Origin of the sequence: Glycomyces sp. NPDC021274, assembly GCF_040641195.1 — a bacterium.
Lineage (GTDB): Bacteria > Actinomycetota > Actinomycetes > Mycobacteriales > Micromonosporaceae > Glycomyces.
The window spans coordinates 604,000-628,851 of sequence record NZ_JBFADC010000003.1 but is presented as its reverse complement, the minus strand read 5'-3'; the positions used below and the strand labels follow the sequence as shown (position 1 = coordinate 628,851).

Sequence of the window (24,852 nt, the reverse complement as noted above, 5' to 3'; positions counted from 1 at the left end):
TGCCTCTTTCGGTGCGGGTCGCTGGTGTGATGCCCTAACGATGGCCCCGCGTCCTGTCACCGGCCTTGCTCCGGCCTGACACCGCCCCTGACACCCCTCAGCGCGCAGCGTTTCCGCTGGTCACTGCGGTTGTTCGAGGTCGGCGAGGAGCCCGTTGAGAGCGGCCTGCAGGGCCGCGGCGTTGGCGGTGTCGAACCAGGTGGTGCGGATGCGCTCGTTGCTGCCGCCGGGCGTCTCGTGCTCGGCGGCGAGGCGGCCGAGCGGGCGGGACTCGTCGCCGAGCGAGCGGCCGACGCCTTGGAAGAGGCTGCGCACGTACCGGTCGGCGGCTTCGCTCGGGACGCCGTGCCGCACGGCCCATTCAGTGAGGGCGGCGAGGTAGGCGTAGTGGGTGCTCAGCGTGCTCGCGAGGGAGGAGCAGACGTTGTACGCGGTCTGGTCGGCGACGGGCTGGGCGCCGCCGAGCCGGTCGAAGAGCGCGTCGGCCACCGGATGGGCCGGGTAGGTGACGGTGACGGACTGCCGCTCGCGCACGGTGGGGAGCGGGATGGCGGCCACGATGTCCGCTTCGGTGCGCAGGATCTCGCGCAGTTCCGCTTGGGGGACACCGGGGATGACGTTGACGATCGTGGCCTCGGGGCCGATCCGGAGGCCGGCGAGGGCCTCGTGCCGGTCGGCGCGGCGCACGGCGAGGACCAGGAGGTCGGCGTGGTCGGCGACCTCCTGGTTGCTCGCGCGGACCTGGACGTTCGGGTACCGCTCGGCCAGTGCGGCGGCGGTGGCCGCGCCCCGGGGGGAGAGGCTGATCGGCGGCGGCGCTTCGACGCCGCGGCTGAGGCCTTCGACCATGGCGCTGCTGATCTCGCCCACGCCGATGAATCCGATGCGTTCCACTGGGTGCTCCTTCGTGTCGGTCTTGAGGCTAGTGCACCGCGGGCCGGGCGAGGCCGAAGCGAAACCCTCGGCCTTCAACATTGAAGCCATTCAATATTAATTAGTGGCTGAGCAGGATTGACACTGCAATCGGACGAATTTATCCTGATTGTGGCAAACGTTGTCCCCGGTATTTCCAGGGCGTTCTCGCCACCAGGAGGAGCAATGGAGCACCACCCGAACCAGCCCCCGACCGCCAAGGCGAAGCTGAAGCGGCGGTCCCTCATCACCGCAGGCGCGGCACTCCCGGTACTCGCCGCCGCCTCGCCCGCCGCCGCCCAGACGACCATCGTCGTCGAACCCGGGACGGTGCAGCAGACCATCGAGGGGTTCGGCGGCATGAACCACGCCGTCTGGATCGCCGACCTCACCGCCGCCCAGCGCGACACCGCGTTCGGCAACGGCAGCGGCCAGCTCGGCTTCAGCATCCTGCGCATCCCCGTCCACGAGGACCGCGCCAACTGGAGCCGCGAAGTCGCCACCGCCCAGCGCGCGATCGCCCTCGGCGCCAAGGTCTTCGCCTCGCCCTGGAACCCCCCGGCGTCGATGACCGAGACGTTCTCGGGCGGCAAGCGCCTGCGCTACGACAAGTACGCCGCCTACGTCCAGCACCTCAATGACTTCGACCAGTTCATGGCGAGCAACGGCGTCGACCTGTACGGCATCTCCATCCAGAACGAGCCCGACTACGCGCACGACTGGACCGCCTGGACGCCCCAGGAGATCCTCCGCTTCTGCCGCGAGAACGCCGGCGCCATCGGCACACGCGTGATCGCGCCCGAGTCGTTCCAGTACCGCAAGAACATCTCCGACCCGATCCTCAACGACCCGCAGGCCCTCGGCAACGTCGACATCATCGGCGCCCACCTCTACGGCACCCAGAACGCCGACCTCCCGTACCCGCTCTTCCAGCAGAAGGGCGGCGGGAAGGGGCTCTGGATGACCGAGGTCTACCACCCCAACAGCAGCGACTCGGCCGACCTGTGGCCCGGCGCCCTCGACACCGGCGAGCACATGCACCGCGCGCTCGTGTACGGCCGCTTCCAGACCTACGTGTGGTGGTACATCCGCCGCAGCTACGGGCCGATGCGCGAGGACGGCCGGATCAGCAAGCGCGGCGCCAACATGGCCCACTTCTCCAAGTGGGTGCGCCCGGGCTACCAGCGGATCACGGCCACCGCGAACCCCCAGTCGAACGTCTACATCACCGCGTTCAAGAGCGGCGCCAGGATCGTCATCGTCGCCATCAACAAGAACGCCTCGGCGGCGTACTTCCCGTTCACCGTCAAAGGCGGCGGCAACGCCACCGTCGCGACCTGGGTGACGGACGCGAACAACACCCTCGCGGCCTCCGCCTCCCCCACCATGACCAACGGGTCCTTCGGCGCGCAGCTCCCGGCGCGCAGCATCCGCACGTTCGTCATCAACTAGCCGGGTGAGAACCGGCCCGGAGGGGTACTCCACCGTCTCGAAGCGGGCGTCCGCGCGGGCGCCCGCCCAGCCGAAGGAGGACCCATGGCCGTGCAGGAGGGCCTCACCGTCCACGTCACCGACGCGCCCGACCTGAGCCGCTACGAGGCGCGGGTCGACGGCGAACTGGTCGGGTACACCGAATACCGCCACCACGACGACACGACCATGCTCGCCCGCACCGAAGTTCCCGAGGAGCTCCAGAACAAGGGCATCGGCGCCGCGCTCGCGCGGTTCGCGATCGACGCGGCGCGCAAGGCCGGCAAGCGCATCGAACCGGCCGACCCGTTCATCGCGGGCTGGCTCGAACGCCACCCCGAACACGCCGACATGGTGCACGAGAAGGCGATCCGCCTCGGCGAAGAGACCTAAGGGGTGTCGGGGTCCCGCTTCTCGGCGCGCAGCTCGGCCCACCGCTCGAGCCGCTCGCCGACGCGCGCCTCGTTGCCGTTGCGGGTCGGCCGGTAGAAGCGCTGCCGGTCCATGCCCTCGGGGAAGTAGTCCGCGCCCGAGAAGCCGTCCTCGCTGTCGGGGTCGTACTGGTAGCCCTTGCCGTAGCCGATCTCCTTCATCAGGCGGGTCGGCGCGTTGAGTATGTGCGGGGGCGGGGCGAGCGAACCGGTCTGCTTCGCGGCGCGCACGGCCTCCCCGAAACCGCGGTAGACCGCGATCGACTTCGGTGCGGTCGCGAGGTAGACGACGGCCTGTGCGATCGCCAGCTCCCCTTCCGGCGAACCCAGCCGCTCGTACACGTCCCACGCCGCCAGCGCCTGCTGCACGGCCTGCGGGTCGGCGATCCCGATGTCCTCGTTGGCGAACCGCACGATGCGGCGCGCGATGAACAGCGGGTCCTCGCCGCCGTCGAGCATCCGCGCGAGCCAGTACAGGGCGGCGTCGGGGTCGGAGCCGCGCATGGACTTGTGCAGGGCCGAGATGAGGTTGTAGTGGCTCTCCTGGGTCTTGTCGTAGAGCGGCGCGCGCTTCTGGATGGCCTCGGCGAGGGCGGTCGTGTCGAGCGGCGGTGTGCCTTCCGGGAGTTCCTGCAGTTGCTCGACCATGTTGAGCAGGTACCGGCCGTCGCCGTCGGCCATCGCCACGAGCGACCCGCGCGCCTGCTCGTCCAGCGGCACGGGCCGCACTTCCTCCTCGGCGCGGGCCAGCAGCGTCTCGAGCGCGGCGGTGTCGAGGCGGTGGAGCACGAACACCTGGCAGCGGGAGAGGAGCGCGCCGTTGAGCTCGAAGCTGGGGTTCTCGGTGGTGGCGCCGACGAGGATGATCGTGCCGTCCTCGACGTACGGCAGGAAGCCGTCCTGCTGGGCGCGGTTGAACCGGTGGATCTCGTCGACGAACAGGAGGGTGCCCTGGCCCATCTCGCGGCGCTGCCGCGCGGCGGCGAAGATCTTCCGCAGGTCGGCGACGCCGGAGAACACGGCCGAGAGCGGTTCGAACGCGAGGTCGGTCTCCTCGGCGAGGAGCCGCGCGATCGTGGTCTTGCCGCATCCGGGCGGGCCCCAGAGGATCGTGGACACGGGTTTGCCGCGCGCGACCATGCGTCCGAGCGGCGCGTCAGGGGCCAGCAGGTGGTCCTGGCCGACGACCTCGGCGAGCGTGCGCGGGCGCAGCCGGTCGGCGAGGGGCCTGGGCGGTTCGTCCCCGAAGAGCGGCAATGCGGGCGCCGGTTCACTCATGTCACCACCGTATCGCCGGGGTATGACATACGGTGCGAACGTGAGAGGATGCCGCCTGTGGACGCTCTCTGCGAAGTGGTGATCACCGGACCCGACGCCGCCTGGCTCCGCGAGTGCACGCGGCGACTGGTGGAGGCGCGCCTGGCCGCGTGCGCCCAGCACATCGCGGAGATCCGCTCGATCTACCGGTGGGAAGGGCGGGTGCACGACGAGCCCGAGGCCCGCGCCATGCTGCACACCCGCGAGTCGCTGGTCCCGGAGATCATCCGGGCCGTGCGCGAGGCGCACCCCTATGAGGTGCCGTGCGTGCTCGCCCATCTCATCGCGCACGCCGACCCCGACTACCGGGCGTGGGTCCTCGAATCGACCAGGGCACCGGACGAAGCGGCATAGGCTCGGCTTACGGCCGCCGCGCTTGACCGATACGGCGGCATTTGGCAGGATCGGCACCTCCGAAACGGATGGGGGCATTCATGACCGAGATCCGCGACATCGACGTGGTCGTCTTCGACGTGCTCGGCACGCTGGTCGACGAACCGGACGGCATCGGGGCGGCGGTCCGCGAAGCGCTGTCGGACGCCGAGCAGGCCACCGTCGACGAGTCGGTCACCTTGTGGCAGCGGCATGTCGAGACCGAGCAGACGCGCATCGCCCGGGGCGAGCGCGCGTACGCCGACACTGCGGTCATCGACGCCGAGGCCGCGCAGCTCGTGGCCGATCGGGCCGGGATCGCCGACGCGGCGGTCATCGCGAGGCTCGCGAAGGCCGGGCAGCGTCTCGTGCCCTGGGAGGACACGGTCTCCGGGCTGGAGCGCCTCTCGTGGCACTTCCCGGTCATCGGGCTCTCGAACGCCGGCCTCTCGGCGCTGCTGCGGCTCAACGCCTTCGCGGGGCTGCGGTTCCATCTGGCGCTCTCGAGCGAGCTCGCGGGCGCGTACAAGCCCGCCCCCGAGGTGTACCGGCTCGCCCTCGACGCCGCCGGGTGCGCGCCCGAGCGCGTCCTGATGGTCGCGGCCCACGCCTGGGACCTGCGCGGGGCACAGGCGGTCGGGATGCGGACGGCCTATATCGGCAGGTCGGTCGGCGACCCGCCGAAGGACACGGACACCTTCGACGGCCACTTCGACGGCCTCGAGGCCCTTACCGCGGCCCTCGTGGCCGGAGCGTGACCGGCCTCGTCTACTTGACGCCGTCGTCAGCGGTGCGGGCGTCGTAGTCCTCGCGGCGGGCGAGCACTTCGTCCATATGCGACTCGGCCCAGCCCTTGACGCCGCGCATCAGCTCGTGCAGCGAGAGACCGAGCTCGGTCAGCCCGTAGGTCACCGTCGTGGGCACGGTCGGCGTGACCGTCCGCGTGACCAGGCCGTCGCGCTCGAGGGAGCGCAGCGTCTGGGTGAGCATCTTCTGGCTGACCCCGGCCAGCCGCCGTGCCAGCTCCGAGTACCGCATCGGCCGCAGCTCGCCGGCGTGATCGGCGTGCGGGCCGTCGCCGCCCAGTGCGGCCAGCACCAGCGCGACCCATTTGTCGGAGATCCGGCTCAGCAGTTGGCGGCTGGGGCAGGCGGCCAGGTACGCGTTGTACTTCGACTGCGCCGCTTCCCTTTTCTGGCCCGCCGTCATCGTGCTCATGAGCTCTCCTCTCACCCTGGGGTGGGTTACGCACTCTGAAGTGCCTACTTCCCAATAGAGAGTTACTCCTCCATAGTGAAGTTGTCAAGCACGACACCTGCACACCAGGAGCGAAGCCATGAACACGACCACCTACCGTGCCGCCGTCGTCCGCACCCCGAACGGACCCGACTCGATCGAGATCATCGACGTCCCCCTCACCGACCCCGGCCCCGGGCAGATCCGGGTCGCCGTCGCCGCCGCGCCCGTCAACCCCACCGACCTCGGCGTCGTGGGCGGCTTCTTCCACACCATGGGCCTCATCGACCAACCCCACCACACGGGCCTGGGCTGGGACTTCGCCGGCACCGTCGACGCCGCCGGACCCGGCACCGACCTCGCCCCCGGGACCCGCGTCGCCGGCGTCGTGGTCGGCTTCGACCGCGACTTCGGCACCTTCGCCGAACGCCTCATCGTCGATGCCGCCGACGTCGCCCCGGTCCCTGAGGGACTCGACCTGGCCTCGGCGTCGACCGTGCCGCTCAGCGGACTGAGCGCCGCGCAGATCGTCGACCTGCTCGGCGACGCGCCCGACGAGAACCGACTCCTGGTCACCGGTGCCGCCGGCGCCATCGGCGCGAACGTGGTCGCGCTGGCGATCGAGCGCGGCTGGCGGGTGACGGGCCTGGCCCGCGCCGCCGACGAGGACTTCGTGCGCAGCCTCGGCGCCGACTTCGCCACCGAGGCTGCGCCGGGCTGGGACGCGGTCGTCGACACCTCTTCGCAGCAGCAGTGGGGCCTGGCCCCGGTCCGCGACGGCGGCACCTTCGTCGGCGTCCGCCCCAACATCGTGCCTGAGGTCGAACGCGGGATCACGGTGCGGACGCTGATGGTCGAGCCCGCCCCCGCACGCCTGGGCCGGCTCCTGGACCTCGCCGCGTCCGGCGGCCTGCCCACCCGGGTGCACGCGGTCCTGCCGCTGAGCCGGGCGGCCGAGGCCTACAAGGCCACTGAGCAGGCCGGACTGCGCGGCCGCTACGTCCTCCAGCCCTGAGCGGCGCAGCAGCCGAGAGGCTGGAGACCCATGACGGCCCGGCTCGCCGGGCATCGCCTCGGCGGACCGGGCCGGACTGTGCGTCCAGTGACTTCCCGGGCCAGGTCAGTCGCGCGCGCCGCTCTTGAACGACCGCAGCCGCAGGCTGTTCCCGACCACGAACACGCTCGAGAACGCCATCGCGGCACCTGCGAGCATCGGGTTCAGCAGCCCCAGCGCCGCAAGCGGAATCGCCGCCACGTTGTAGGCGAAGGCCCAGAACAGGTTCCCCTTGATCGTGCCGAGCGTCCTGCGCGACAAGCGGATCGCGTCCGCCGCCGACCGCAGGTCCCCGCGCACCAGCGTCAGGTCGGCGGCCTCGATCGCCACGTCCGTCCCGGTGCCCATCGCGAGACCGAGGTCGGCCTTGGCGAGCGCCGCCGCGTCGTTCACACCGTCGCCGACCATCGCCACGACCCGCCCCTCGGCCTGCAGCCGCGCCACCTGGTCCACCTTGTCCTGCGGCATGACCTCGGCGATGACCTCGTCGATGCCCACCTCCGCCGCGATCCGCTCGGCGACGGCCTGGTTGTCGCCGGTCAGCAGCACCGGCGTCAGCCCGAGCGCCTTGAACTGCTCGATCGCCTCGGCGCTGGTCGGCTTCACCGTGTCGGCCACGATGAGCACGCCGCGCGCCTCGCCGTCCCAGCCGACCGCGACGGCGGTCTTGCCCTCGGCCTCGGCCGACGCCTTCGCTTCGGCCAGTTCGGCACTCAGCTCCAGGGTCCAGTCCGCGAGCAGCGATGCGCGCCCGACCACCGCGAGGTGGCCGTCCACGACGCCCTGCACGCCTTTGCCTTCGATGTTCTTGAAGTCCTCGACGGGAGGAAGCCGGCCTTCAGCGGCGGCGGCCTTCGCGATCGCCTGCGCCACAGGGTGCTCTGAAGCGTGCTCCAAAGCGCCCGCCAGCCGCAGCAGTTCGTCGCGCTCCACGCCCTCCTCGGGCAGGACCTCGACCAGGGTCATCTTGCCGGTGGTCACGGTCCCGGTCTTGTCGAGCACGATCGTGTCGACGCGACGCGTGGACTCCAGGATCTCCGGCCCTTTGATGAGCACGCCCATCTGCGCGCCGCGCCCGGTCCCGACCAGCAGCGCCGTCGGCGTCGCGAGCCCGAGAGCGCAAGGGCACGCGATGATGAGCACCGCCACCGCAGCGGTGAACGCCGCCGCGGTCGGGAATCCGGCACCGAGCCAGAACCCAAGGGTCGCAACGGCGATCGCGATGACGATCGGGACGAAGATCCCGGCGACCCGGTCGGCGAGCCGCTGCACTTCGGCCTTGCCGGACTGCGCGTCCTCGACCAGCTTCGCCATGTGCGCGAGCTGCGTGTCGCCGCCGATCGCCGTGGCCCGCACGACGAGTCGCCCGCCGGCGTTGACCGTGGCGCCGGTGACGGCGTCCCCGACACCGACCTCGACGGGCACCGATTCGCCGGTGAGCATCGAGGCGTCGACTGCGGAGGTGCCGGAGACGATCACGCCGTCGGTGGCGATCTTCTCGCCCGGACGCACCACGAACTCGTCGCCCACGGCCAGCTGCGCGACCGGGATCCGCGTCTCTGCGCCGCCTCGCAGCACCGCGACTTCCTTGGCGCCCATGTGGAGCAGCGCCCGCAGGGCCGCGCCGGCCTGCCGCTTCGAGCGCTTCTCGAAGTAGCGTCCGGCCAGGATGAACATGGTGACGCCCGCGGCCACCTCGAGGTAGATGTTGCCGGCCCCGTCGCTGGGGGCGACGCTGAGCGTGAACGGGTGGGTCATGCCCGGCGTCCCGGCGGTGCCGAGGAACAGGGCGTACAGCGACCAGGCGAACGCGGCGAGGGTGCCGACCGACACCAGTGTGTCCATAGTGGCCGAACCGTGGCGGAGGTTGGTCCAGGCCGCCTTGTGGAACGGCCAGGCCGCCCACAGGACCACCGGGGACGCCAGCGCGAGCGACGCCCACTGCCAGTACTCGAACTGCAGGGCCGGGGCCATCGCCATGGCGATCACGGGTACGGAGAGCACGACCGATCCGATGAGCCGCTGCCGCAGGCTCGTCAGTTCCGGGTCGGGCTTCTCGTCCTCCGCGGCGTCCGAAGCCTCGGGCTCGGCCGGGGCCGGGAGCGCGGCGGTGTAGCCGGTCTTCTCGACGACCGCGATGAGCTCGGCCGGGTCGATGCCCGCGGGGGCCTCGATGCGGGCCTTCTCGGTGGCGTAGTTGACGGTGGCGGTGACGCCCTCGACCTTGTTGAGCTTCTTCTCGATCCGCATCGCGCAAGACGCGCAGGTCATCCCGCCGATCTCGAGTTCAATGCGGTCGACCGGGCCGGGAGGCAGTGCAGTGGTCATGGTCGTCCTTCCTCTCTCGTGCGGGATCAGTGACCGTGGTCGTCGGTGCCGTGCTCGCCGGATTCGGACGGCTCCTCGGCGGGCGCTTCGGTGGTTCCTTCGCTCGGGTCGGCCTCGGCGCCGCCGTTCGCGCTCTCGGTCGTGTCGACCACGAACGCCGCGCTGTGCACCTGGCCCGCGACCTGGAAGTCGAAGTACAGGAAGTACCGGCCGTCGGTCGGCACCTCGGTCGCGAACGTGACGTCCGGGCCGCTCAGGTCGCCCGCCTGGGGCGCTTCGCCCTCGGGGTGGACGTGGAGGTAAGCGAGGTCGCCTTCGCGAAGGGCCACAAGGTGACCGAACGCGCCGAGGTAGGGCTCGAGCTCGGTGACGGGCCGGCCCTCGCGGGCAACCGAGACCGTGACCTCGGAGGAGGCGCCCGCGCTGAGGTCGCCTTCGAGGGTGACGGTGAACCCGTCGACCTCCGAGACCAGCGCGGGCTCGGTGGCGATTTCGGGGCCGTAGTCCCCCGCGACCTCGACGGTGCGGGTCAGGGTGAGGTCCTCGCCGCCTTCGGGCACGAAGTCGGCGTAGACGCGGTAGGAGCCGGCCGCGTCCCAGGTCCAGGGCAGCGACCAGGTGCCGTCGGCGCCGAGTTCGGGATGCACGTGGCGGAAGTGGGTGCCGTCGGTGCGGACCACGATGAGGTGGAGTTCCTTCTCGTGGGAGACGGTGTAGTCGGTGACCGGCTCGCCGTCCGCGCCGGTGATCTGGAAGGCGAGTTCGCCGGCCTCGCCGATCCCGGTCGGGGCGCTGACCTGGCTGAGGAGGTAGCCGTCCTGCTCGATGGAGACGCCTCGGACGGGGGCGGCCTCGCCGTCGCCGCTGCCGTGCCCGCCGTGGCCGCCGTCTTCGGCCTGGTCGTTCCAGTCGTCGGCGGCATCGTCGGGCATGACCGCCGCGGCGGTGCCGAACGCGGCCGCGAACAGGACTGCGAGCCCGCCGCCGTAGAGGCCGAGGCGTGTTCCGGTGTTCATAAGACCCTCCCGATCCGATGATACCCCCTTAGGGTATCCGCATAACCGAATTTATACCCCCTACGGGTATCAGAGTCAAGTTTGGGTTCGCGACGTGAGGCGGGAGACACCGCAGCACGACCGAATCCGGCAGCGGGTGAGGCCTCCCACCGCCGGGGGACCGCCGCCCCCCGGCGGAGGGAGGCCGGAGCGGTCCACGGGCGGCACGATGACGACATGATGGTCGATGCCCCTCCCCCGCAACGCTTCCTGCGCAGACTCGCCGGGCTCGGTGCCGTCGTCGCCACCGTGCCCTATATGGCACTCAAGGTGCTCTGGCTCTCGGGCGACCTGGTCGGAGTGCCGGCCGATTCCCCCGCCGCCGGGCACGAGTTCGTGTACGCCAACGCGATCACGCTCGGCATGGACGCCTTCGTGGTGGTGCTCGCGTCGGCGCTGACACGGCGCTGGGGAGCGCGGATGCCGGCCTGGCTGCTGCTGGCGCCCGTTTGGATCGGGACCGGTCTGCTCGTGCCCGCCGTGCTGCAAGCGGCCGCTGGCGGGATCGCGTGGCTGGTCAGCGGCGGGCAGGCGATGCGGTTCGAGGGCGGGCTGGTCGAGCCGTGGGTGTACGCGGTCGTCGGGGCGTCGTTCGCGCTCCAGGGGATCTTCCTCGCGGCCGCGTTCTGGTGGTACGCGAAAGCGCGCTGGAGTCATGTGTTCCAACCGGCGGAACCGGCGAAGGGCGCCACCTACGACGTGCAGGCGGTACTCGTCCGCGGGGGCGGCGGGGCTGCGGTGGTCATCGCGATCGGCTACGCGGTCTGGCTGTTCGGCGACGCGAGCCCGTTCGGCGCATACGAGCCCGGGTGGGAGGTCTCGCAGCGAATGCACCTGGCGATCGCGGCCGCGACGGCCCTCTCGGCCGCGCTCGGCGCCGCCCGGATGCTCAGACCCTCAGTGCGGGTGCCGTTCGGGCGGGCCGCGGTACTCGCGTGGGTCGGCTCCGGCAGCCTGTTCGGCTGGGGGCTCTACCAGGTGGTGGTCGTGCTTTCCGGGGCGTCGCTGACCGAGGACGTCTCGCCGGTCGGAAACCTGATGCAGCTCGCGTCGGTGCTCGCGGGGCTCGCACTCGCCTTGGCGTGCGTGCTCAGCATCGTCGAACGACGCGCGCTCACCGGTGTCGATCCGGCCTTATCCCAGGTGGAACCCCGGATTCGGTCGGCGAGTTTTTGCCGCCATCCGGGCCGGAACCCGGCCGCGCCCGGGTTCCGGCCCGCCGCTACAGGACCGTGATCGAGGCGTAGATCGACTCCAGCTCCTCGATCAGGTGCGGCTCATTGTCGCCGGCCATTCCCGACACCTCGACCCACCGGTCGTCGAACTCGATGGCCATTGCCATCCAGGTGCGGCCCTCGTCGTCCGAGTCGGAGAACCTCGTGGCGGCGTGCCCGTCGATGACGCTCTCCTCCTCCACCATCGAAGGGGAATCCCAGTCGGCTCCGTTGAAAGCGGCGACGAAGCCCTTGGCCGTCGTCAATGCGTCCGCACCCGGTCCGGAGACCCTGACTCGCACCCATGCGTTTCCGGGGGCTTCTGCCACCGACGAGTACATGGCGTAGACCTCGCCCGCCATTTCCGCTTCTCCGGCCTGCACCCAGCTCTGCGGGATGTCATAGCGCAGCCCGGCCTCATCGTCGATGACTTGCGTTGGCTCGGTCTCCCGGACCTGCGACCAGACCACCACCGCGGCAACGGAGACGACGACCAATGCGGCCGCGACGGTCAAGGTCCACTTTGCCCTGGCGGACAGTCGCCGTCGGGGGTCGGGAACTGGGGGCTGCCCATGAAGGGGATGCGCCGCGCTCACCGATTCAGCCGGCCCGCTCGACGCCGGCTGCCGGGGCGAACGCGTCGATCGCCGCTCGTCTTTCCCTGTCGCTCACGATGGTTCAGCGCACCCTTCAGATTTGGCCGACTTTGATTCTTTCGGCGGAACCGGCTTGGATCAAGGCAGGACTGCGGCGGGAGACCGGCAGGAATCTCGCCGCAGCCATCACGTGCTTCAAGGAACTCGCCAACTGAGACGAGCGCTTAAGCCGTCGCAGTTGCGGGTGCAGTCGCTCCATGCGCGCAGGGCCGCCTCCTCGATTCGGTCGGCGATGTCGCCGCTCAGGACCCACGGCCAGGCGCTGTGGTCGCAGATCCACAGGTCGGGTGCGGCGTCGGCCAGGCCGGAGAAGTGGCCGAGGAGGTTCGGACCCTCGAGTGCGTCCGTGGTGATCCACAGGCGCGGGTGGTCGCCGTCGACGCCGAACGCGAGGGTTCGGTCGTCGATGATCGCCGCGCCCACCGTGGTGAGCGTGCTGAGGTCAGGCGGATACACCACTGTGGACTTGCCGGGGAGTGCGGCCAGTGCGCGCTGGTAGGCGCGGCGGAGTTCCCAGGGCGCGTTGCGGAGTCGGCTCATGGGCGGTCTCCGTTCGGGAAGCTGCGGAGTCGGCTCATCGGAGGTCGCCGCCCGGGAACGGGGTCGCGGTGGCCGGGACCAGGCGTGTGGTCGGGCCGATCGGGGCCGGGCGGCTGGTCGCGCCGACCGGTACGACCGGGGTCGTGCTCGGGAACGAGCGGGCGAGGGCGAGGTTGCGAGGTCGGTGGTTGCGGCGTCGTTGGATCGAGCCTCGGCGCGGGTTGGCGTAGGGGTCGGAGGCCGTGAAGCCTTCCCAGCTGCCCTTGGGCCAGGTGAGGTCGCGGAGGTTCTGGTCGCGGGTGATGGCGTAGGTGTGGAGGAAGATGCGACGCGTGTCGGCGCGACGGCGACTGTGCGTGCCATTGCGCGGGGTCATGACCGCGAGTCGATGGGACTGCGGTCGGACCGGAGGGCGCGAGCGCGGCAGGTCGACGCGTCGGGCCGGGGTGGGCATGGCGGCCCTGGCGGACGTGGTGGACACGGTGGCCTCTATATCCCCGGCCTCGGCGGCCCTGGCGGCCGTGGCGGTGGGCCGGACCTGCGGGCGCGCGACGGTGCGCCACTCGATCGCGATCGGGGGAGCGGCTGCCGGGGTGACCGCTTGCGCGGCGACCGGCGGCGGTTCAACCGGTTGTGCGCCGATCTGCGGGGGCCTGGCCGATTGCGTGGGGATCGGCATCCGCTCGGTCGGGTGTGCGGCGATCGGAAGCGGTTCGGTCGGCGCGGTCGCGAGCTGGGCCGCCTCGATCGGGTCGGCCGCGAATGGGGCCGCTCCTATCGAGTCGACCACCGGGCGGGTAGGTACGGCGGCGCGGCCGACGTATCGGGCCGCTTGGCGGGGTTGGTGCGCTTGGCGCGGTCCGCATACCGCGCGGGAGCGGCGGCAGCGCGACGGCGGTTCCGGGAACGGCACGACGCGCCAGTACAGGATCGCCACCACGATCCGGAGGTACCAGCGCAGGTAGACGAGGACCCGGTTCGGTTCCGGCGCTTCGAGGTGCGCGCGGTGAAGCTCCTCGGAGTCGCGGAGGAAGGCGCGGTACGCGGCCTCGCGCATCGGCGAGAAGTCTTGCGGCTCTGCGGGGCGCGGGTCCGGTGACCCGAACCAGCTGCGCCCCGGGGGCTCGATGCGCCGCCGCTCCTCGGGGTGCGGCTCACCGCGACGCTCGAGCGGACGCGGCTCACCGCGACGCTCGGTCGGGTTCGACTCGTTTCGACGCTCGACGGGCATCGATTCGCGGCGCTCGATCGGCGGCGGGTCCGGCAATTCGCCTCGACGGCGCCGACCCCGGCGCGGGTCGGGCTGCCAGCCGGGGGTGCCGTACGGGCCCGGGTCGAGCGGGTCGTGCGGCTTCTCGCCGATCCGCCAGGCGGCCGAATGGGTGTTTTCAGGTACGCCGGAATGGCGTATCGTCGTCCACGACACGATGGTTCGTCCTTCGTTGTTAGGTCGCCCGGTGGTCTGAAAGTTGGTAGCTCGAGAGCCACCGGGCGACTGATGGAGATTTTTGCACTATGGGTTTCTTGCGTTTCATGCGGCCTGCGACGTAACCCATTCGGGTGACGACGTAAATCCTTGTCGCACTAGGCATATCGCCAATTGCGGTTACTGCATGATGAGCGATGAGTGTGCAAAATGTCAACCACACCGTCTAGACGCGAGCCCTTATTTTCTCGCCTCCCTTGCCTTGCAACACGATCTGGACTGTGACCGTCGTCGCCCTTACTACGCGGCAGCCTGTGGCAGACTCGTCCCACATGATCGATGCTTTCGCGAAAGCCACCATGCACGGGAGACTGCGGCGGGATCGCCAAGCGTTGGTATGGAAACTCGACGGCTTGTCCGAATACGACGCCCACCGGCCGCTGACCGCGACCGGGACGAGCCTCCTCGGACTGGTCAAACACGTGGCCAACGTCGAGGCCCGATACTTCGGCGAGGTCTTCGGCCGCCCTTCCCCCGAATCGCTGCCCCGCTGGCAGGACTCAGACGGCAGTGAACTGTGGGCGAACGAGCACGAGACCCGCGATCAGATCATCGAGTTCTACCAGCGCACGTGGGACCACTCGGACGCGACGATCAACGAGCTGGCCCTCGACGCCCCCGGCCGCGTGCCGTGGTGGTCGGAGCCTCATGCCGACACGAACCTGTTCGCCGTACTGCTCCACGTTCTCGGCGAGACCATCCGGCACGCGGGCCACGCCGACATCCTGCGCGAGGGCCTCGACGGCCGAACCGGGATGCGCGCCGAGCACGAGCAGCCGATCGACGAGGAGGCCCGTGCGGCCTACCGCGCGAAGATCGAACAGGCCGCCAGGTCGGCGGCGCAAATCGAGAGGGGTGGGATGTGAACGAGATGACCGAGGGGGAGCTCGCCGCGGCGTTCCGACCGGTGCAGGCGCTCGTGGAGGAGTGGGAGCGGGAGGGAGCGGTGCTGGACCGGCTCGAGGACGCGACCGATCCCGCGGAGGTGCGAGAGCGGGACGCGGCCGAGGAGCGGTTCGCGTTCCTCTCCGAGGAGATCTGCCGCAGCACCGCGAAGGCGCTCAAGGGGATCGGGCTGTGGCACGGCGCGGCGATGATCGATGCCGGGCTCGCGATCCCCCACGAGGTCTGGGCGGACCTCGTCGAGCAGTACCCGCCGTACCCGCCGGGCGTGCCCGACCTCGAGCTCAGGCCGCGCCGGTCCTGGAGGGCCCAGCGGGCCGGCGACTGAGCGGCATGCCGTGAAAAGCGGAGGCGGATTGCGGACGCCGGGGTTATGGTCGAGGGCGGTGACTTCGCGTGTTCGGCGCATCGCTCGGCACCGCGGCGGGAGACCCATCCACTCCCGTTGTCGCCCAACCTGAACCCACTAATCGAACACGGGGCCATTGCTGCAATGGAATCCATCACCCTCGACGGGAAACGTCCTCTCGCCTCGGTCGCCCGGGCGCTCCGACCCCGGAGGGCGCAGCTCGCCCTCGCCGTCGGCATCTTCGTCGTCAAAGACAGCCCCACCTGGCTGATGCCGGTCATCACCGGCGCCGCCGTCGACGCGGTCGTACGCGGCGGTCCACTCTCGACACTCGGCTGGCTCGCCGTCGGCGCGGCCGTCCTCGTCGTCCAGAACGCCTTCACCCACGTCTGGTTCACCCGCCTCTACATGGGCGCCGTGCGGTCCCTCGGCGCCGGCTTCCGCAACGCGCTCGCGGCGCGGCTGCAACTGCTGTCCATCGGGTTCCACTCCCGGTCGAACGCCTCCATCATCCAGAGCAAGGTCGTGCGCGACGTCGAGAACGTGGAGATGATGTTCGCCCAGTCGGGCGGGCCGTTCCTCTCGGCCGTCTTCGTCTTCGCGGGCGCGATCACCATGACCGCGCTGACCGTGCCGCAGTTCCTGCCGGTCTTCGCCCTCTCGATTCCCTGCGGTTTCGGCGTCTGGTGGTTCACGCGCCGCCGCTCCCGCGAACGCAACGAGGAGTTCCGCCGCGAGATGGAGGTCTTCTCCGCGCGGGTCGGCGAGATGGCCGCCCTCATGCCGATCACGCGCGCGCACGGGCTCGAGCACGTCGCGACCGGGCGGGTCGCCGAGGTCGCCGAGGAGGTGCGGCACCGGGGGCTGCGGCTCGACGTCGTCAACGGCCGCTTCGGCGCCGCCAGCTGGGTCACCATGCAGCTCTTGTCGGTCGGCTGCCTGCTCTTGGCCGCCACGGTGGCCGTGATGCAGTGGGCACCGATCTCGGCCGGGCAGGTCGTGGTGCTCGGCACCTACTTCTCGATGCTCACCGGCTCCGTCGGAGCCGTGCTCAACCTGATCCCGGTGACCGCGCGCGGCACCGAGTCGGCGCGCTCGATCGCCGAAGTGCTCGAAGACCCCGACGTCGAGTACAACGAAGGCAAGCCCACTGTGGACAAGGTCGAGGGGCGCATCGAGCTCCGCGAGGTCACCGTGCGGTACCCGGACGGCGGCGCGCCCGCGCTGGACGGAGTGAACCTCGACATCGCGGCGGGGAAGACCGTTGCGCTCGTCGGCCCTTCGGGCTCCGGCAAGTCGACACTGATGAACACCGTGCTCGGCCTGATCCGGCCCGCGGGCGGCACGGTGCTGCTCGACGGCGCCGACATGGAGGCCCTCGACATGCGGTCGGTGCGCCGACACGTCTCGGTGGTGCCGCAGGACTCGGTCCTGTTCGAGGGATCGGTGCGGGACAACATCACGTACGGGCTCGGGCCGATCGACGACGAGCGGGTGCGGCAGGCGCTGCGCGACGCGAACGCGCTCGAATTCGTCGAGGCCCTCCAGGACGGCTGGAACACCGTGGTCGGCGAGCGCGGCGCGCGGCTTTCGGGCGGGCAGCGCCAGCGGCTCTCGATCGCGCGGGCGCTGATCCGCGACCCGCGGATCCTGTTCCTCGACGAGGCCACGAGCGCGCTGGACTCGGAGTCGGAGCGGCACATCCAGGGCGCGCTCGAGACGCTGATGCGCGGGCGGACCACGCTGGTCGTCGCGCACCGGCTGAGCACCATCCGGAGTGCGGACGTGATCGTCGTGATGGAGCACGGGCGGATCATCGAGCAGGGCACGCACGATGAACTGCTCGAACGCTCGGGCCGGTACGCCCGGACCTGGGGCGTGCAGCACGCGGCGGCGTGACCGGGAGCGTCCGCGGTAAGTCCGGGGCGGTCGCTTGCGGCTGCGGCTCAAGGCCACAGCTTGAAGCGGCCGACCCGGTTCGCGGTTGACAAAGTTTGGCGACACAACTTAATCTGGTGGCTCCGCGCTGATCGAGGGAGCACTGTGAGCCGAACTGCCGTGTCCGGGGCCGAGCACCCGATCGTCCCCGGATTCCACCCCGACCCGACGATCTGCCGAGTGGGCGAGGACTACTACCTCGCCCACTCCAGCTTCGAATACTTCCCCGGCGCACCCATCTACCACAGCCGCGACCTCGTGCACTGGAAGCAGATCGGCAACATCCTCGACCGCCGCGGCCAGTTCCTCCGCGCCGACGGCCGCCCCTCCGGCGGCATCTACGGCTCCACCCTCCGCCACCACGAGGGCCGCTTCTACTTCGTGACCACCAACGTCGGCGACGCCGACTCCGGGCAGACCATCGTCACCGCCGAAGACCCCGCCGGCCCCTGGAGCGACCCGATCTTCGTGCCCCAAGCCGTCGGCATCGACCCCGACATCTGCTGGGACGACGACGGCGAACTCCTCCTCACCTGGACCGGCCGCGTCGCCGACACCGACCTCCACGGGATGCTCCAAGGCTGCGTCGACCTCAAGACCGGCGAGTTCACCGGCGAGCCTTACAAGGTCTGGCAGGGCACCGGCGAACTCGACTTCCCCGAGGCCCCGCACCTCTACAAGCACGGCGACCACTGGTACCTGCTCCTGGCCGAAGGCGGCACCGAACGCGGCCATGCCGTGACTGTGGCCCGCGCCGACCGCCCCGAAGGCCCGTACGAGTCCTGCCCCGCCAACCCGGTCTTCAGCCACCGCTCCCGGCCGTCCCTCCCGGTGCAGAACACCGGGCACGCCGACCTCGTCCAGACCGCCTCCGGCGAATGGGCCGCCGTCTACCTCGCCGTGCGGCCCGCCGGATTCACCCCCTGCTACCACGTGATCGGCCGCGAGACGTTCCTGGCCGGGGTCGACTGGGTCGACGGCTGGCCGGTGTTCGACGAGCACCGCTACGAGTTCGCGCCCGACGACACCGCCTTCCGCGACGACTTCACCGCGAAGGCCCTGCACCACCGCTGGGTCTCGCCCGCGAGCGAACCCGCCGCGATCGCCGCACCCGATCCCGAAGGGGGCCTGCGGCTCCGCGCCCCCGGCGACGGCTCCCCAGGCCTGCTGTGCACGCGCGTCGAGGACCTGCGATGGGAGGCCGAGGCCGCGTTCACGGGCTCGGGCCGCTTCGAGGTGCGCATCGACGACCGGCACCGCTACGGCCTGGTGTTCGAGGACGGCGCGGTGCGCGCGGAAGCGAGGATCGGCGGCGTCAGCGCCGAACTCGGCTCGGCCCCGGTCACCGGGGACGCGGTCGTGCTGCGGATCGCCGCGGTGGACTGCGAGGCCGAGACCATGACGGCCTTCGGCCCCGACGACATCGTGCTCGCGCTGGTCGACGGCGGTGACGTGACCGAGCTGGCGCGACTCGACGGCCGCTACCTCTCGACCGAGGTCGCCGCCGGGTTCACCGGCCGCGTGCTCGGCGTCGGCGCCGCCGGTGAGGCGACGCGGCTGCGCAGCTTCGCTTACACGCCAACGGCATCCGCGCCCGCCGCTGAGTAGCGCGCCGGCCCCGGTCGGGGCGCCCGTGCGGGCGCTGTCGGGCCTCGGCGGCGGAGCTGCAACTGCTCGGACGCCAGCGGCATCCGTGCCCGCGGTAGCGCGCGCCGGTCCCGGCGCCCGCGCGGGCGCCGCGACCGTGCCCGCGAGGTAGGGCGCCGGACCCGGCCCGGCCGACGCGGCCTCAGTCCGTCTGGCGGATCACCACGACCGGGCAGGGCGCGTGGTTGACGCAGTAGTGGCTGACCGAGCCGATCAGGGAGCCGACGAACCCGCCGTGCCCGCGGCTGCCCACCACGAGCAGGTCGGCGCCTTCGGCCATGTCGATGAGCGTCTTGGCCGGGTGGCCGCCCACGGTGTGGTGCTCGACCTCGACGTCGGTCTTCCCCTCCAAGGCGTGGTTGACCGCCGCTTCGAGCGACTGCCGGGCCGACTTGTCGAACTCCTCGCCGCCGGGCAGGACCATCATGCCGCTGCCGTACATCGTCGGCACTTCCCAGGCCTGCACGGCCTCGACCTTCGCGCCGGTGCGCCGTGCCTGCCGAACGGCCCACTCAAGGGCCCTGACCGACGGCCCGGAGCCGTCGACGCCGACGACGATGCGCTCCTGCCGCTCCTCTGTGCCGTCCATGGTTCCTCCAAAGCCGCTCCGAGCTTCCGGAGTACCCGCCTGAACTGGAGTCGAACCCTCGAAGGCACGCGAAAACGCCCGGGCCGGCCCGGGCGTTCCCCCTGCTTACTGTCAGGCCTCCGGAGCGGCCGGCTGGGTGATCCTGATGTGGTTGCCGAAGGGGTCGCGCAGTGCGCAGTCGATGCCGTACGGCTGCTCGACCGGCTCCTCGGTGAACTCGACGCCGAGGTCGGTGAGCCGCTTGTAGGTGCCGCGGCAGTCGTCGGTGGTGAGCACCGTGGCACCGAGCGCGCCCTTGGTGAGCAGGTCGCGGACCACCGCGGCGGTCTCGTCGCTCTGCGAGGGCGGGCCGGGCACCTCGAGGTGGATGCGGTGCTCGGGGTCACCAGGCACCGAGACGGTGAGCCAGCGCATGAACCCGAGGTCGACGTCCTCGACGATCGCGAGGCCGAGCTTGCCTACGTAGAAGTCGATCGCCTCTTCCTGGTCGAGGACGAACACGGTGTGGATGCTGATGTCTTTGAACATGCCCCCAGCTTATGGGTGCTGCCGCCGCGCAGGCTTATCCAAAAATGCTCGGTTGCCGCTCAACTGAAACTGCTCGGGCGGGTCCAGCTCTTGACGAAGCAGACCGGGGCTTTGAGCGGGGTCGCCTCGGCCCGAAACCGGGTGGGGGAGCGGCCGATGAGGGTGCTGAAGGTGCGGCTGAACGTGCCGAGGCTGTCGAAGCCGACTGCGAGGGCGATCTCGGTGACGGTGTCATCGGAGTCGCGGAGCATCGCGCAGGCGCGTTCGATGCGGCGGCGCTGGAGGTAGCGGTGCGGGGTCTCGCCGAAGGTGGCGCGGAATCGGCGGCTGAAGTGCGCGGGCGACATGAGGGCGACGCGGGCGAGGGCCGGTACGTCGAGGGGTTGGGCGAAGCTGCGGTCCATGGCGTCGCGGGCGCGCAGGAGGCGGCGGTTCTGGTCTTCGCCTGGGGTCTTCACGGCATCCTCCGAGGTCGCGTGCGCGTACGCCGATGATCGCACGGGCCGGCGGGTCGGCTCGTGGAACGGTCCGCGGGGGTCGAGCGCGCGGCATCGAGCGTATTGATTCGTGCACAGTGGGCGTTTATGCTCAACGGGTTCTCTCACCCCCGATTGTCTTGCCGCCGTGCAGGAACAAGCAGAAGGAGATCTGCGTGGGACACGCGACCCTCACCGTCAAGGCCGTCAATGCCCTGCTCACTCCGGCGGTCCGCGGTCGCCGCGGCAAGGTCGACGCGGAGATCGCGCGGATGGTCGCCGAAGCCGAGGCGGCGACCGGCGCTTCCGCTGCGGCGCATCGCGAGTACATAGAGGACTGCCGGTTCGTCCTCGGCTGCTATGCGGACGAGGAGCAGGCCTCGTTCCTGGGCTGGACCGCGATCCGCGGCGACGTGCAGCGCCGCATCACCAACCGCCTCAAGGTCGCCAAGATCATCGCCGACCGCCCCGAGATCGAGAGCGAGCCGATCACCGCGCCGATCGTCGTGACCGGCCTGCCTCGCACGGCGACCACGTTGGCGCACAACCTGCTCGCCGGTCCGGCCGGGAACCGGGCGCCGCTGTTCTGGGAGCTGTTCGACACGATGCCCGGCGACGCCGACCAGGCCGCGCGGGAGGCGTCGATCGCCGCGACCCAGCAGTGGGTCGCCTCGATGAACAAGGCCGTGCCGGTCTTCCCCGACATCCACCTCATGGACGCGCTCCGGCCCGAGGAGTGCGTGTTCCTGCTGCCGTTTCACAGTTTCCTGTGGAACATGACCGGGCCGTTGAAGCGCTACCGGGAGTGGTGCGCGGAGCGCGACTACACCGAGGACTACCGGTACTTCAAGCAGGCGCTGCAGATCCTGCAGTTCGGGCAGGAGCGGAAGCGGTGGGTGCTGAAGAGCCCGTGCCATCTGTGGTCGCTCGACGCGCTGGTGAAGGTCTTCCCTGACGCGAAAGTGGTGTGGACGCATCGCGACCCGGTGACCGTGATGGGCTCGTACTGCTCTCTTGTGGAGGTCGGGTGGTCGGTGTACCAGCGCCGCCTCGATCCCGAGGTGCTCGGCGAGACCTGCCTTTCGATGCTGACGGAGGCGATCGCCTCGGCGCGTGCGTCGCGGATCCGCCTGGCGAGCGAGAACGTCGTCGACGTCGGCTACCCGCACCTCGCCGGCGACGCCCGCAACCAGGTGCCGCCCCTGTTCCACCGCCTCGGCCTGCCCTGGGGCCAGGCGGAGGCCGAGAACCTGGAGTACCTGCTGGACCTGCCGACGCGGCGGCGCAAGCACGAGTACACGCTCTCGCGGTACGGGCTCTCGCAGTCGGGAGTCGAGGCGGCGTTCGGCGACTACACGACCCTGGTGGCGAACCTGCCCGCACTGCCGAAGCGGTACTGAGCCGGGCCGCCGGGCGGGGAGGGTTCGCCGAATCCCGGCTCGCGCCCGGCGCCCGGCGTTATATTCAGGGCTCCAGTGCCCTAACGGGCCTCAATGGCGTGACCTGCGAGGACACCATGGCCCAGCCCGTGAACGAGGTGGCGGCGCCGCGCGCGGCCAAGCTCGCCTTCTGGACGCTGACCTCGATGGTCGTCGGATCCATGGTCGGCGCCGGCGTGTTCTCGCTGCCGTCCAGGTTCGCGCAGGAGACCGGTGTCGCGGGCGCCCTCATCTCCTGGGCCGTCGCCGGCACGGGCATGCTCATGCTCGCGTTCGTCTTCCAGAACCTCGCGAACCGCCGCCCCGACCTGGACGCGGGCGTCTACGCCTATGCGAAGGCCGGATTCGGCGAGTACCCCGGCTTCTTCTCCGCGTTCGGCTACTGGGCCAGCGCCTGCGTGGGCAACGTGACCTACTGGGTGCTCATCATGTCGACGGCGGGCGCGCTCGTGCCCGCGCTCGGCGAAGGCGACACGGTGCTCGCGATCGTGCTCTCCTCCGCGGGCCTGTGGGGGTTCTTCCTGCTCATCAAGCAGGGCGTGAAGGAGGCCGCGGCGATCAACCGGGTCGTCACGGTCGCCAAGGTGATTCCCATCTGCGTGTTCGTGCTCCTCCTGCTGTTCCTGTTCGACCCGGGCGTGTTCGCCGAGAACTTCGGCGGGGCCGACTATGCGGGGTCGCTGTTCGACCAGGTGCGGAGCACCATGCTGGTGACGGTGTTCGTGTTCCTCGGGGTGGAGGGCGCGAGCGTCTACTCCCGGCACGCGAAGCGCCGCGCCGACGTCGGGCGGGCCACGATCACCGGGTTCCTCTCGGTGTTCGCGATCTTCGCGTCGGTCACGATCGTGTCGTACGGCGTCATGCCGATGGCGGAGATCGCGGAGCTGCGGCAACCGTCGATGGCCGGGGTCCTGGAGGCCCAGGTCGGCACCTGGGGGATGGTGTTCGTCTCGATCGGCCTGATCGTCTCGGTGCTGGGCGCGTACCTGGCGTGGACGCTCATGGCGGCCGAGGTGCTGTTCGTGGCCGCGAAGGACAAGGACATGCCGCGGTTCCTCGGCCGGGCGACGAAGGCGGACGTGCCCGTTCCGGCGCTCGTGCTCACGACCGCGCTCAGCCAGCTCGTCCTGGTCGTCACCTACTTCTCGGACGACGCGTTCAACTTCGCGCTCGACCTCACGAGTGCGCTGACGCTCATCCCGTTCCTGCTCGCGGCCGTGTTCGCGGTCAAGGTCGCCGCGGGGCGCGACGGGTCGACGGCGCGCGGCGGCCGCACAGAGACGACCGTGGCGGTCCTCGCCGTCCTGTACACGGCGTTCCTGCTGTTCGCGGCGGGCCTGAAGTTCGTCCTCGTCTCCTTCATCATCTACGCCCCCGCGACGATCCTGTTCGTCATGGCCCGCCGCGAGCAGGGCCGGCGCCTGTTCAGCCCGGGGGAGGCCGTGCTCTTGGCGGTCTCGATCGCCGGGGCGGTGATCGGCGTCGTGGCGCTCGCCGCGGGCCGGCTCAGCATTTGAACGACCGCGCATCTGAATCTGGGGGAACGCGATGAACGACCGAGTCCAGTCCTACGGCGTCCATTCCGAGGTCGGGAGGCTCCGCAAGGTCCTGGTGTGCGCGCCGGGGCTCGCGCACCGCCGCCTGACGCCGACGAACGCGGCGGGCCTGCTGTTCGACGACGTCATGTGGGTCGAGAACGCCCGGCGCGACCACGCCGAGTTCGTCGACAACATGCGCGCCAGGGGCGTCGAGGTGGTGGAGCTGCACGACCTCCTGTCGCAGACCATGGCGGGCAAGGAGGCCCGCGGGTGGCTGCTCGACCGCAAGATCACCGCGAACGAGGTCGGCCTGGGCCTCATCGAGCCGACCCGCGAGTACCTGGAGTCGCTGGGGCCGGCGGACCTCGCCGAGTACCTCATCGGCGGGATGTCCACGCACGACCTGCCGCAGGACCTGCGGCCGGGTTATGTGGGCCTGGCGCGGGAGTCGACCGGCGCGCGCGAGTACCTCATGCCGCCCCTGCCGAACACGCTGTACACCAGGGACACCACGTGCTGGCTCTACGGCGGGCTGACCCTGAACCCGCTGTACTGGCCTGCGCGCCACGACGAGACGCTGCTGATGAAGGCGGTGTACACGTTCCACCCGGAGTTCAAGGGCTCCCGGGTGTGGTGGGGCGACCCCGACGAGTCGTGGGGGCAGGCGACGTTCGAGGGCGGCGACATCATGCCGGTGGGGAACGGCGTGGTGCTCATGGGCATGAGCGAGCGCACCTCCCGGCAGGCGATCACGCAGGTCGCGAAGGCCCTCTTCGACCAGGGCGCGGCCGAGCGGGTGGTGGTGGCGGGCATGCCGAAGCTGCGCGCGGCCATGCACCTGGACACGGTGTTCACGTTCGCGGACCGGGACGTGGTCACGCTGTACCCGAAGATCATGGACGCGGTGCACACGTTCTCCCTGCGGCCCAGCGACCGATCGCCTGGGCTCGAGTTGGAGGACCACGGTTCGGCGGCGTTCACCGATGTGGTGGCCGAGGCGCTGGGCCTGCCGCGGCTGCGGGTCATCGCCACGGGCGGCGACGTGTACGCCTCCGAGCGGCAGCAGTGGGACTCGGGGAACAACGCGGTGGCGCTCGAACCGGGCGTGGTGATGACGTACGACCGGAACACGCAGACGAACACGCTGCTGCGGGACGCCGGGATCGAGGTCATCCCGATCGTCGGTGCCGAACTCGGGCGCGGCAGGGGCGGCGGGCACTGCATGACCTGCCCGATCATCCGCGACCCTGTCGATTTCTGAGGCGGTGTCGTTCGGCAGCGCTGTCTTATGGAACCGCAGTCGATCGCCGAACCCGGCTCGGGGCGCGGCCGCGACGCGGCCGCGCCCTTCGGGTGTTCCGGGGTGGCTCGGGT

The 24,852-nt window shown here is 70.6% G+C and carries 24 protein-coding genes; 13 read left to right on the top strand and 11 right to left on the bottom strand.

The window, feature by feature from the left end; translation table 11 throughout:
- Positions 1 to 120: 120 nt before the first annotated feature.
- The gene (locus AB0I03_RS10580; RefSeq protein ID WP_360409777.1) at positions 121 to 894 is read right to left on the bottom strand and encodes an NAD(P)-binding domain-containing protein; all 774 of its coding nucleotides are present in this window, start codon (positions 892 to 894) and stop codon (positions 121 to 123) included.
- Positions 895 to 1,098: 204 nt separating this feature from the next.
- Between AB0I03_RS10580 and AB0I03_RS10575 the strand changes: the two genes are divergently transcribed.
- Together AB0I03_RS10575 and AB0I03_RS10570 are read left to right on the top strand one after the other, a co-directional pair.
- Complete coding sequence (locus AB0I03_RS10575; RefSeq protein ID WP_360409774.1) at positions 1,099 to 2,364, top strand: glucuronoxylanase; 1,266 nt, start codon at positions 1,099 to 1,101, stop codon at positions 2,362 to 2,364.
- Positions 2,365 to 2,448: 84 nt separating this feature from the next.
- Entirely contained in the window at positions 2,449 to 2,775 is a 327-nt protein-coding gene (locus AB0I03_RS10570) for a GNAT family N-acetyltransferase (RefSeq protein ID WP_360409771.1), read from the top strand.
- Here AB0I03_RS10570 and AB0I03_RS10565 read toward each other — a convergent pair.
- Positions 2,772 to 4,091 (bottom strand): replication-associated recombination protein A, encoded by a 1,320-nt coding sequence (locus tag AB0I03_RS10565; protein ID WP_360409768.1) that lies wholly within the window; start codon positions 4,089 to 4,091, stop codon positions 2,772 to 2,774. The two genes, AB0I03_RS10570 and AB0I03_RS10565, sit on opposite strands and share 4 nt — an antisense overlap.
- Before the next feature lie 57 nt (positions 4,092 to 4,148).
- On the opposite strand from AB0I03_RS10565, the gene cutA reads away from it, so the two are divergent.
- Both cutA and AB0I03_RS10555 read left to right on the top strand, forming a co-directional pair.
- Positions 4,149 to 4,484, top strand: a complete 336-nt coding sequence (gene cutA, locus AB0I03_RS10560) for a divalent-cation tolerance protein CutA (protein ID WP_360409765.1) — start codon at positions 4,149 to 4,151, stop codon at positions 4,482 to 4,484.
- An 80-nt stretch (positions 4,485 to 4,564) separates the two neighbouring features.
- Positions 4,565 to 5,260 carry a haloacid dehalogenase type II gene (locus tag AB0I03_RS10555; protein ID WP_360409762.1) on the top strand — a complete coding sequence of 232 codons (696 nt, stop codon included), beginning with the start codon at positions 4,565 to 4,567 and terminating at the stop codon, positions 5,258 to 5,260.
- A 10-nt stretch (positions 5,261 to 5,270) separates the two neighbouring features.
- Here the strand turns inward: AB0I03_RS10555 and AB0I03_RS10550 are convergent, their stop codons facing one another.
- Complete coding sequence (locus AB0I03_RS10550; RefSeq protein ID WP_360409759.1) at positions 5,271 to 5,720, bottom strand: helix-turn-helix domain-containing protein; 450 nt, start codon at positions 5,718 to 5,720, stop codon at positions 5,271 to 5,273.
- Between the two features lie 118 nt (positions 5,721 to 5,838).
- Between AB0I03_RS10550 and AB0I03_RS10545 the strand changes: the two genes are divergently transcribed.
- A complete protein-coding gene (locus tag AB0I03_RS10545; RefSeq protein WP_360409756.1) occupies positions 5,839 to 6,753 on the top strand; it encodes an NADP-dependent oxidoreductase in 915 nt (304 codons plus the stop codon).
- Positions 6,754 to 6,858: 105 nt separating this feature from the next.
- Here the strand turns inward: AB0I03_RS10545 and AB0I03_RS10540 are convergent, their stop codons facing one another.
- Together AB0I03_RS10540 and AB0I03_RS10535 are read right to left on the bottom strand one after the other, a co-directional pair.
- On the bottom strand, positions 6,859 to 9,120 hold the full coding sequence (locus AB0I03_RS10540; RefSeq protein ID WP_360409753.1) for a heavy metal translocating P-type ATPase: 2,262 nt from the start codon (positions 9,118 to 9,120) through the stop codon (positions 6,859 to 6,861).
- Between the two features lie 26 nt (positions 9,121 to 9,146).
- Positions 9,147 to 10,136, bottom strand: coding sequence for a heavy-metal-associated domain-containing protein (locus AB0I03_RS10535; RefSeq protein ID WP_360409750.1), 990 nt, complete (start codon positions 10,134 to 10,136; stop codon positions 9,147 to 9,149).
- A 216-nt stretch (positions 10,137 to 10,352) separates the two neighbouring features.
- Here AB0I03_RS10535 and AB0I03_RS10530 point away from each other — a divergent pair, with 216 nt between their 5' ends.
- Entirely contained in the window at positions 10,353 to 11,411 is a 1,059-nt protein-coding gene (locus tag AB0I03_RS10530; RefSeq protein WP_360409747.1) for a hypothetical protein, read from the top strand.
- Here the strand turns inward: AB0I03_RS10530 and AB0I03_RS10525 are convergent.
- The 3 genes from AB0I03_RS10525 to AB0I03_RS10515 form a co-directional block, all read right to left on the bottom strand.
- Complete coding sequence (locus AB0I03_RS10525) at positions 11,398 to 11,904, bottom strand: hypothetical protein (protein WP_360409744.1); 507 nt, start codon at positions 11,902 to 11,904, stop codon at positions 11,398 to 11,400. The two genes, AB0I03_RS10530 and AB0I03_RS10525, sit on opposite strands and share 14 nt — an antisense overlap.
- A gap of 276 nt (positions 11,905 to 12,180) precedes the next feature.
- On the bottom strand, positions 12,181 to 12,585 hold the full coding sequence (locus tag AB0I03_RS10520; RefSeq protein ID WP_360409741.1) for a hypothetical protein: 405 nt from the start codon (positions 12,583 to 12,585) through the stop codon (positions 12,181 to 12,183).
- A 34-nt stretch (positions 12,586 to 12,619) separates the two neighbouring features.
- Entirely contained in the window at positions 12,620 to 14,011 is a 1,392-nt protein-coding gene (locus AB0I03_RS10515) for a hypothetical protein (protein ID WP_360409738.1), read from the bottom strand.
- A 332-nt stretch (positions 14,012 to 14,343) separates the two neighbouring features.
- Here AB0I03_RS10515 and AB0I03_RS10510 point away from each other — a divergent pair, with 332 nt between their 5' ends.
- From AB0I03_RS10510 to AB0I03_RS10495, 4 genes are all read left to right on the top strand, one after another.
- On the top strand, positions 14,344 to 14,937 hold the full coding sequence (locus AB0I03_RS10510) for a DinB family protein (RefSeq protein WP_360409735.1): 594 nt from the start codon (positions 14,344 to 14,346) through the stop codon (positions 14,935 to 14,937).
- Positions 14,934 to 15,302 (top strand): hypothetical protein, encoded by a 369-nt coding sequence (locus AB0I03_RS10505; RefSeq protein ID WP_360409732.1) that lies wholly within the window; start codon positions 14,934 to 14,936, stop codon positions 15,300 to 15,302. Before AB0I03_RS10510 ends, AB0I03_RS10505 begins: the two co-directional genes overlap by 4 nt.
- 165 nt (positions 15,303 to 15,467) lie before the next feature.
- Complete coding sequence (locus tag AB0I03_RS10500; RefSeq protein WP_360409729.1) at positions 15,468 to 17,222, top strand: ABC transporter ATP-binding protein; 1,755 nt, start codon at positions 15,468 to 15,470, stop codon at positions 17,220 to 17,222.
- Positions 17,223 to 17,366: 144 nt separating this feature from the next.
- Complete coding sequence (locus AB0I03_RS10495; RefSeq protein ID WP_360409726.1) at positions 17,367 to 18,869, top strand: family 43 glycosylhydrolase; 1,503 nt, start codon at positions 17,367 to 17,369, stop codon at positions 18,867 to 18,869.
- Between the two features lie 181 nt (positions 18,870 to 19,050).
- Here AB0I03_RS10495 and AB0I03_RS10490 read toward each other — a convergent pair whose 3' ends face one another.
- The 3 genes from AB0I03_RS10490 to AB0I03_RS10480 all read right to left on the bottom strand — a co-directional run bounded on the left by AB0I03_RS10490 (position 19,051) and on the right by AB0I03_RS10480 (position 20,429).
- The gene (locus AB0I03_RS10490; protein WP_360409723.1) at positions 19,051 to 19,497 is read right to left on the bottom strand and encodes a universal stress protein; all 447 of its coding nucleotides are present in this window, start codon (positions 19,495 to 19,497) and stop codon (positions 19,051 to 19,053) included.
- 111 nt (positions 19,498 to 19,608) lie between these two features.
- A complete protein-coding gene (locus tag AB0I03_RS10485; protein ID WP_360409720.1) occupies positions 19,609 to 20,025 on the bottom strand; it encodes a VOC family protein in 417 nt (138 codons plus the stop codon).
- Positions 20,026 to 20,084: 59 nt separating this feature from the next.
- On the bottom strand, positions 20,085 to 20,429 hold the full coding sequence (locus AB0I03_RS10480) for a helix-turn-helix transcriptional regulator (RefSeq protein ID WP_360409984.1): 345 nt from the start codon (positions 20,427 to 20,429) through the stop codon (positions 20,085 to 20,087).
- A gap of 248 nt (positions 20,430 to 20,677) precedes the next feature.
- On the opposite strand from AB0I03_RS10480, the gene AB0I03_RS10475 reads away from it, so the two are divergent.
- The 3 genes from AB0I03_RS10475 to AB0I03_RS10465 all read left to right on the top strand — a co-directional run bounded on the left by AB0I03_RS10475 (position 20,678) and on the right by AB0I03_RS10465 (position 24,739).
- Complete coding sequence (locus AB0I03_RS10475) at positions 20,678 to 21,901, top strand: sulfotransferase (protein ID WP_360409717.1); 1,224 nt, start codon at positions 20,678 to 20,680, stop codon at positions 21,899 to 21,901.
- A 116-nt stretch (positions 21,902 to 22,017) separates the two neighbouring features.
- Positions 22,018 to 23,457: a basic amino acid/polyamine antiporter gene (locus tag AB0I03_RS10470; RefSeq protein ID WP_360409714.1), complete on the top strand. Its 1,440-nt coding sequence runs from the start codon at positions 22,018 to 22,020 to the stop codon at positions 23,455 to 23,457.
- 31 nt (positions 23,458 to 23,488) lie between these two features.
- Entirely contained in the window at positions 23,489 to 24,739 is a 1,251-nt protein-coding gene (locus AB0I03_RS10465; RefSeq protein WP_360409711.1) for an arginine deiminase, read from the top strand.
- The last annotated feature ends 113 nt before the right edge of the window (positions 24,740 to 24,852 follow it).